Consider the following 7,131-nt stretch of genomic DNA (forward strand, 5'->3'; position numbering starts at 1 on the left):
ATGTAGCTGTTGGTAAAGGAATTAATTATCGATTCTACTCCTGAAAAAGGAGTTACTATTGCTTTGCTACAGGATAAGCAGCTTGTTGAACTAAATAGGGAAACGGTTAACAATAATTTTTCAGTTGGAGATATTTATCTTGGGCGAATCAAAAAAATTATGCCGGGATTAAATGCAGCATTTGTAGACGTAGGATACGAAAAAGATGCTTTTCTCCACTATTTGGACTTAGGTCCTCAGGTTCAATCTTTGCTAAAACTTACTCGAATAGTAAAGAATGGCAGTTATCAAGAGAAACTGCTAAATAGTTTAAAACTTGAAAAGGACATCGATAAGGCCGGTAAGATATCTGATATCTTAAGCAAAAACATGCTTTTACCAGTTCAAATCGCAAAAGAACCAATATCAACAAAAGGACCTCGATTGAGCTCCGATCTATCTATTGCAGGTAGATTTGTCGTATTGGTACCTTTTTCAAGCGCGGTTTCCATATCCAAACGAATCAAAGGAAGTAATGAGCGGACACGTCTCAAGAAGATTGTCGAAGGAATAAAACCTCCTAATTTTGGAGTTATTATCCGAACGGTGTCTGAAGGTAAAGGCGTAGACGAACTACAAAAGGATTTATTGGATCTAATCTCTAAGTGGGAAATATTTACCAAGCGACTTCGGACAGCAGAACCTCCTCAAAAAGTATTGGGTGAAATGGATAGAGCTTCTACCATCTTACGCGATTTATTAACAGATGAATTTACACATATTCATGTAAATGATCCTGTGATATATGAAGAGACGAAATCTTATGTCCAAGATATCTCTCCTGATCTAGAAAAAATTGTAAAACTTTATAAACATAAAGAACCAATTTTTGACCATTTTGGGGTTGAGAAACAAATCAAGGCTGCTTTTGGAAAAACTGTTACATTACAAGGTGGTGCTTATCTCGTAATCGAGCATACTGAAGCACTTCACGTCGTTGATGTTAATAGTGGTAATCGTTCTGCTAATAAAGAGAACCAAGAGGATAATGCGCTCCTGGTTAATATGGAAGCAGCAAAAGAAATTGCGCGTCAATTGCGCTTAAGAGATATGGGCGGGATCGTTGTTGTCGATTTTATCGATATGCATAAACCTACTCATCGCAAAGAGCTGTACAGCTTCTTGAAAGAATGTATGGCCACGGATCGTGCGAGACACACAATCTTGCCTCCAAGTAAATTTGGATTAGTGCAGATTACGCGTCAACGTGTTAGACCAGAAATGAATATCGTTACAAATGAGAAATGTCCCGCTTGTGATGGTACTGGTGAGATCCGGTCAAGTATTGTCCTGATGGATGATATTGAAAATAATTTAAGTTTTATTCTTCAAGAACAAAATGAAAAAGGAATATCACTATGTGTACATCCTTATATAGCCGCTTTTATTAAATCTGGCTTTATTTCAAAAAGAATAAAATGGTTTTTGAAGTTTCAAAAATGGATCAAAGTTGTTCCGGTTACTTCATATTATTTAACGGAATTCCATTTCTTTAATGCTAAAGACGAGGAAATCAAGTTATAATCGAAAGAAATTAAAAAGGGTTGATCCATCTGGTCAACCCTTTTTCTGTTTATAAACTCTGCTACTTTTAATCCAACCAATTGATGACAATGCCATCTTTTTCCATCTTACGGAAATAAGTCATCTGCCTTTTTGCATAGCGATGAATTTCTGTTTCCAATTTTTTATAGAACTCTTCGTAGTTTAATTCGCCTAATAGGTATTTAGATATATATTTATATTCCAGACCATAATATTGCAGTTCTGTATGACTAACACCAGATTCCAATAATGCCTGTACCTCCAAAATAAGTCCTGCCTCTATTCTTTGATCCAGTCTTTTGGAGATCTTTTTTCTTCTTGTTGATACATCAGGATTTAAGCCTATTACAAAGGAATCTAAACTTTCATTACTAAGTATCATTTCTGGATTATTCTTAAGCCATTCTAAAATTTCTATCCCGCGAATGATTCTCTTTTTAGTGGATAAATCAATAAATAGATCATTGGGTTTGTTATACTTGGCTAATCTATCGATAAGTTCATCCTTTTCAAATTGATATAGAGCCTCTTTAAAACCAGGTTGACTAGGAATTTTAACATATTTACTGCCTTGAATAACACTTTGAATGTAGAGCCCAGTGCCCCCGCAAAGTATGATACGTTTTTTTTGTAGCAATAGGGATTGATAGATTTGTTGGAAATCTTCGATAAATTGTCCTAGATGATATTTTTCTCCTGGATCACAGATGTTGATGAGATGATAAGGAACATCGCCGTATTCGGATAGATCTTTACCAGTACCTATATCCATTTGACGATAGACCTGGCGGGAATCTGCACTGATAATTTCGGCACCGATTTCTTTTGCTATTTTGACTGCTAGAGCTGTTTTCCCAGAAGCTGTAGGGCCTAAAATAACGATGACTTTCTCCCTTGGCAAAGATGAGATTGCCAAAGAAGAAAGTAATGTTTGTTGTTTAGTTATCACACAACAAATTTAGTCCATTTTTCAGAACCATTGTTGTTGTTGACAACATTTTCTATAAAAGCCATGCCGCGTACACCTTCGTGTACTTGAGGGAAATCCAACATTTCTGCCGTTGGTGTCTTACCTTCTAATTTCGCAGATACAGTTTGAGCAAAATTGCGGTAAATATTACCAAATGACTCTAATAGACCTTCTGGATGCCCAGATGGGATACGCGTATTGTGTGTTGCAAATGAACTGAACTGATTTGGAGCATTGTACGCATTTCCGGTACGGAATACTTGACGAGGTTCGCCTAACATTTTGATTGTTAAGTTATTCGGATCTTCGTTAGCCCATTCTAACCCGCCATTTTCACCATAAATACGAATGCGTAAAGCATTCTCTTCTCCGGCTGCTACTTGTGAAGCCCAAAGCATTCCTTTTGCTCCTTCTTCAAAACGCAATAAAACAGAACCGTCATCATCTAGATGTCTTCCCTCAACGAAAGTCGTTAAGTCTGCACATAATTCTGTAATTTTTAATCCTGTGATATATTCTGCTAGGTGAGCTGCGTGTACGCCGATATCGCCCATCGCTAAAGATTTTCCAGATTTAGTAGGATCAGCACGCCACGCCGCACCGGCATTTCCTTCACGCTCAGTCAATTTACTCAACCATCCCTGAGGATATTCGACAACAACTTTACGGATTTTACCAAAGTGACCAGCTTTAACCATTGCTTTCGCTTGTTTTACCATCGGATAACCGGAGTAAGTATGTGTTAAGCAAAGTGTTTTATTCGTGCTTTTTATTATTTCTTCTAAAGATTTTGCTTCTTCTAATGTTAAGGTCATCGGTTTTTCAATGACAACATTGAAACCATTTTCCAAAGCCATTTTTGCAGGAGGATAATGCATGAAATTGGGCGTAACAATCGTTAAGAAATCCATGCGCTCTCCTTCGGGAAGCTGGCTTTCTTTTAAAATCATTTCCTCATAATTTGCATAGCAACGATTTTCTGGAATGAATAGATCTTCAGCAGACTGTTTGTTGATTTCAGGATTGATGCTGAATGAACCACATACAAGTTCGATTTTACCATCCATATTTGCCGCGATACGGTGTACAGCTCCGATGAAAGCATCGTTGCCCCCTCCGACCATACCCATTCGTAGTTTTCTCTTCATGTGATATATTTTATTATTTACTGTTTAGATTAATCGACAAGATACAAAAAATGATTTTATTTTATAGATAGAATCAGTTTAAGACTGCCCAAGTTTTCTTTTAAGTAGCCATCAGGAAATTCTTTTTGTAGGTTCTTATATTGATCTTCATCTCTAATGAGCACTCTTGATGTTCCATTTACCCAAAATTTAAGGGGTTCGAGTTCTGATTTTTTGACAAAACCAATTTTTTCTAATGAAGAATCTTGATTCCAATCCTTATCCGTATAGGTCATAATATCCTGGGGGTTGAAATCGTTGATAAATGCTTTAAGCAATTTGCTGATTCCCCCTACTACATTATAACCAAGTTTATTGCAAAATCTAATTAGTTCAAATGATCGATAGTTTTCAATATTTAATTCAGGCATTTTTCTTCCTCCGCTAAATACGGCAAGAGAAACTAGTTCACCCTCTAAAAATAGACCATACCGATATTTTCCTGGCATTGCCCCCTGCAAGTGGTTTTCTTCCAAGAATGCGATTGTATTTTTTTTATCGACACGAGCTACAACGGTATTTCTAGCGTAAGCTTTTTTCTGATGTAAGGCGATTGCCAGTATTCTTTTTAGAATGATAGCATATTTGCTAAATAATATATCTTCATCAATATGTACGATTTTTTGATTTTCTTCTGAAACCCGCTTCGTGATATTAGATCCGTAAAGATGAATTTTAAAAGGAAGCTCCTCCCCTGTTATTACTGTAAATACGAGGGATTTTTCGGAGACTAAAATCTCTGAATCGAAGCTCTTTCGTAATGCATTACAAAAGCGTTCTACTATTTGATGGTATGAATCTGTCATTTTCGAATAACAAAAATATGATTTATTAGAAACAAACTGTGGTTTTCGATTGAATTTTAATACGTATCTTTGTCCTTCAAAAAAAAATAAAGTATGAAACTTCCAATTGTGGCTTACGGAGACCCAGTTTTACGTAAGGTAGCAGATGAAATAGATGAGGATTATCCAAACTTGAAACAACTTATTGCAGATATGTTTGAAACCATGTATGCAGCAAGTGGTGTTGGGTTAGCAGCCCCCCAAGTTGGTTTGCCAGTTCGTCTTTTTGTAATCGACGCAACTCCTTTTGCTGAAGATATTGAAGAAGAAAAAGAAGTGTTGACAGCTTTCAAGAAAGTTTTCATTAATCCGATCATGGTTGAAGAGTCTGGTGAGAAATGGGCCTTTAATGAAGGATGCTTAAGTATTCCTGATATTAATGAGGATGTTTTGAGGCACCCGAATATTAAGATTAATTATCTGGATGAAAACTTTGAGGAGCACGAAATTGATTTATCCGGTTTAGCAGCGCGTGTTGTGCAGCATGAATATGATCATATCGAAGGGAAATTGTTTACTGATAAATTGTCTACACTGAAAAAAACAATGTTGAAAGGAAAACTGGATACAATTTCTAAAGGGATGATCCGTGTTGGATATAAAATGAAATTTCCATTTCAAAAGAAAAAGCGTTAGTTATAATTAACGCTTTTCTAATTATTTCTCCACCTTATCCACCCACTATCGGAAGGGAGAATTTATATTTTACGGCTAAGATCCGAACTGTAAAGATCAACAATGCACTTAAAAAAGCATTTATGCCCTCGGAAAGTCCAAAATAAGGTAAGGTTACGTAAAGTATAGCCCCTGATAAACAAGCTGTTGCGTAAATTTCTTTTCTGAAAATTAATGGCGTTTCATTCATAAGAGTGTCCCGGATGACCCCTCCCATTACAGCCGAAAACATGCCTAGAATTACAGCCGCAATTGTAGAGCTTTCATAGGTAATGGATTTCTGTAAGCCAACAATAGTAAAGAAAGCGATCCCCATGGCATCAAAAAGTGTTAAAGTTCGGGAGAATCTATCTAATTTGTCGTTAAGGACTGCTGATAGAAAAACCCCGATTAGTATAGCAATTAAATAATTCCCATCGTCAACCCAAATGGGACGAAGGTTTAGAAAAACATCCCGGAGTGAACCGCCCCCTATTGCTGTAACAAATCCTGTAAAAGTTGCACCGAAAATATCAATTTTTCTCCGATTAGCTGCCATGGCTCCTGAAATGGCAAAAAGCATTGTGCCCATTAAATCAGTATAGTATATATAATCAGGTCCTGTCATTTATGCTTATTCTATTGTTTTGGCGCTTAGTTGTATAGGTTGATTCGTATTTAATATACTTTTTTATCGTTTTATGATCCTGATTTTAAAAATGATTTTCCGATCACTTAATCTAATGTTTCGTCTATTCCAGCAGTAAATATAGTTTTTTATTTTACATCACGATAATGCTTAGCGCTAGTTCTGATCAATTTGTCTACAGCATGGTAAGAATCAATATCTTCTTTTTTGGAAGTTTGGAGATACCGACTATTACATAATCTGACTTTTATAATATAGTTCATAGATTTTATTTTTAAAATCTATGAAAGAAAAAATTACGTATTCGATGCAAATTGATTTTCCATTAGCTGTTTGAGCGTGATTATAAAGCAGCTCTTTAAACCAATTGAATCTGGAGAAACCTACTATTATTGTTGTTAGCAGGGTGATACCATGTTATAAGCAACTGGGTACCTGGTTCGCATATAATGGAGGTATAACAGAGGGATAAGAGGGGGTTTACAGGGGGTTAGTAGGGGTAAAGCTCTATTAACCCCCTATAAAATCTCAGTAATCTCTCTATAAATCCCAGCCTAAGTAATAATCAGTTCCCTTTCAGTTCCCGAGCAGGTTATAATATGCCTTATTCCGGAGTATTTTAACGGAGGATAGCTTGGCTATATCAAAACACAACCACCTTTTTGGCTCCTTTTGTAGTATATACTTTATAGTATAAAGTAGATGTCGACCCTGCGGGCAGCATGAGCAGACATGAATCACCTTATCAGCTATAGTGATAGTGTCGATGATGCCGCTGTACTGAAAAAGATATAATTTCTGCGGAACCATTTCCTAAAAGCATACTGCATCCATAAAAGACGGTTCAGGACGAACAATCCCCTGCTACCCTTTTTTACAGTTCATAGCCAGGATTGTCCGTTTCTCAGCCCCTGTAATAGGTCGTAGGTAAATTTATTGGTCAGGTTATAAGCTGTTTACCGGTTTACGGCAAACTATTTCCGGAAAAGATTAGGAAGTGATTATAAAAAGTCCCTATCTTTGCACCACTCCGCAAGGGAGGAACGGCTGATCCGAAAGGGTAGGCACTGAAAAAAGAAGGGTTTAATGAAGATTAAACGCAGAAACAGGAGGAAAACAAAAAAAAATAAATTTTCACATTTATTTTGGAGAAACCAAAAAGATTTCTACCTTTGCAGTCCCAACGGAAACGAAGGGAAACAGAAACAAGATCGATAACGGCGCAATGCCGACATCATAAAA

Annotated in this window: 7 protein-coding genes; 2 read left to right on the forward strand and 5 right to left on the reverse strand. The window is 36.6% G+C overall.

Annotation, left to right across the window (positions count from 1 at the left end):
* Positions 1-9: 9 nt before the first annotated feature.
* Entirely contained in the window at positions 10-1,563 is a 1,554-nt protein-coding gene (locus tag JAZ75_RS06875; RefSeq protein ID WP_021189239.1) for a ribonuclease E/G, read from the forward strand.
* Positions 1,564-1,630: 67 nt separating this feature from the next.
* Here JAZ75_RS06875 and miaA read toward each other — a convergent pair whose 3' ends face one another.
* The 3 genes from miaA to JAZ75_RS06890 are packed head-to-tail and all read right to left on the reverse strand — an operon-like array spanning position 1,631 to position 4,547.
* A complete protein-coding gene (gene miaA, locus JAZ75_RS06880) occupies positions 1,631-2,533 on the reverse strand; it encodes a tRNA (adenosine(37)-N6)-dimethylallyltransferase MiaA (RefSeq protein WP_208700805.1) in 903 nt (300 codons plus the stop codon).
* The gene (locus JAZ75_RS06885; RefSeq protein WP_208700807.1) at positions 2,530-3,702 is read right to left on the reverse strand and encodes a Gfo/Idh/MocA family protein; all 1,173 of its coding nucleotides are present in this window, start codon (positions 3,700-3,702) and stop codon (positions 2,530-2,532) included. The genes miaA and JAZ75_RS06885 overlap by 4 nt, the downstream gene beginning before the upstream one ends.
* Positions 3,703-3,758: 56 nt before the next feature.
* Positions 3,759-4,547, reverse strand: a complete 789-nt coding sequence (locus JAZ75_RS06890; protein ID WP_208700809.1) for a hypothetical protein — start codon at positions 4,545-4,547, stop codon at positions 3,759-3,761.
* A 93-nt stretch (positions 4,548-4,640) separates the two neighbouring features.
* Between JAZ75_RS06890 and def the strand changes: the two genes are divergently transcribed.
* Positions 4,641-5,222: a peptide deformylase gene (def, locus tag JAZ75_RS06895; RefSeq protein WP_208700811.1), complete on the forward strand. Its 582-nt coding sequence runs from the start codon at positions 4,641-4,643 to the stop codon at positions 5,220-5,222.
* A gap of 34 nt (positions 5,223-5,256) precedes the next feature.
* Here def and JAZ75_RS06900 read toward each other — a convergent pair whose 3' ends face one another.
* Positions 5,257-5,868: a trimeric intracellular cation channel family protein gene (locus tag JAZ75_RS06900; protein WP_132771790.1), complete on the reverse strand. Its 612-nt coding sequence runs from the start codon at positions 5,866-5,868 to the stop codon at positions 5,257-5,259.
* Between the two features lie 149 nt (positions 5,869-6,017).
* A complete protein-coding gene (locus JAZ75_RS26070; RefSeq protein ID WP_259194733.1) occupies positions 6,018-6,152 on the reverse strand; it encodes a hypothetical protein in 135 nt (44 codons plus the stop codon).
* Between the last annotated feature and the right edge of the window lie 979 nt (positions 6,153-7,131).

Origin of the sequence: Sphingobacterium sp. UDSM-2020 (genome assembly GCF_016132525.1) — a bacterium.
Classification (GTDB): Bacteria; Bacteroidota; Bacteroidia; order Sphingobacteriales; family Sphingobacteriaceae; genus Sphingobacterium; species Sphingobacterium anhuiense.

Excerpts from the sequence above, each read along its gene's own strand:
- def (WP_208700811.1), top strand. The coding sequence starts at position 4,641 with ATGAAACTTCCAATTGTGGCTTACGGAGACCCAGTTTTACGTAAGGTA.
- JAZ75_RS06890 (WP_208700809.1), bottom strand. The coding sequence starts at position 4,547 with ATGACAGATTCATACCATCAAATAGTAGAACGCTTTTGTAATGCATTA.
- JAZ75_RS26070 (WP_259194733.1), bottom strand. The coding sequence starts at position 6,152 with ATGAACTATATTATAAAAGTCAGATTATGTAATAGTCGGTATCTCCAA.
- JAZ75_RS06885 (WP_208700807.1), bottom strand. The coding sequence starts at position 3,702 with ATGAAGAGAAAACTACGAATGGGTATGGTCGGAGGGGGCAACGATGCT.
- JAZ75_RS06900 (WP_132771790.1), bottom strand. The coding sequence starts at position 5,868 with ATGACAGGACCTGATTATATATACTATACTGATTTAATGGGCACAATG.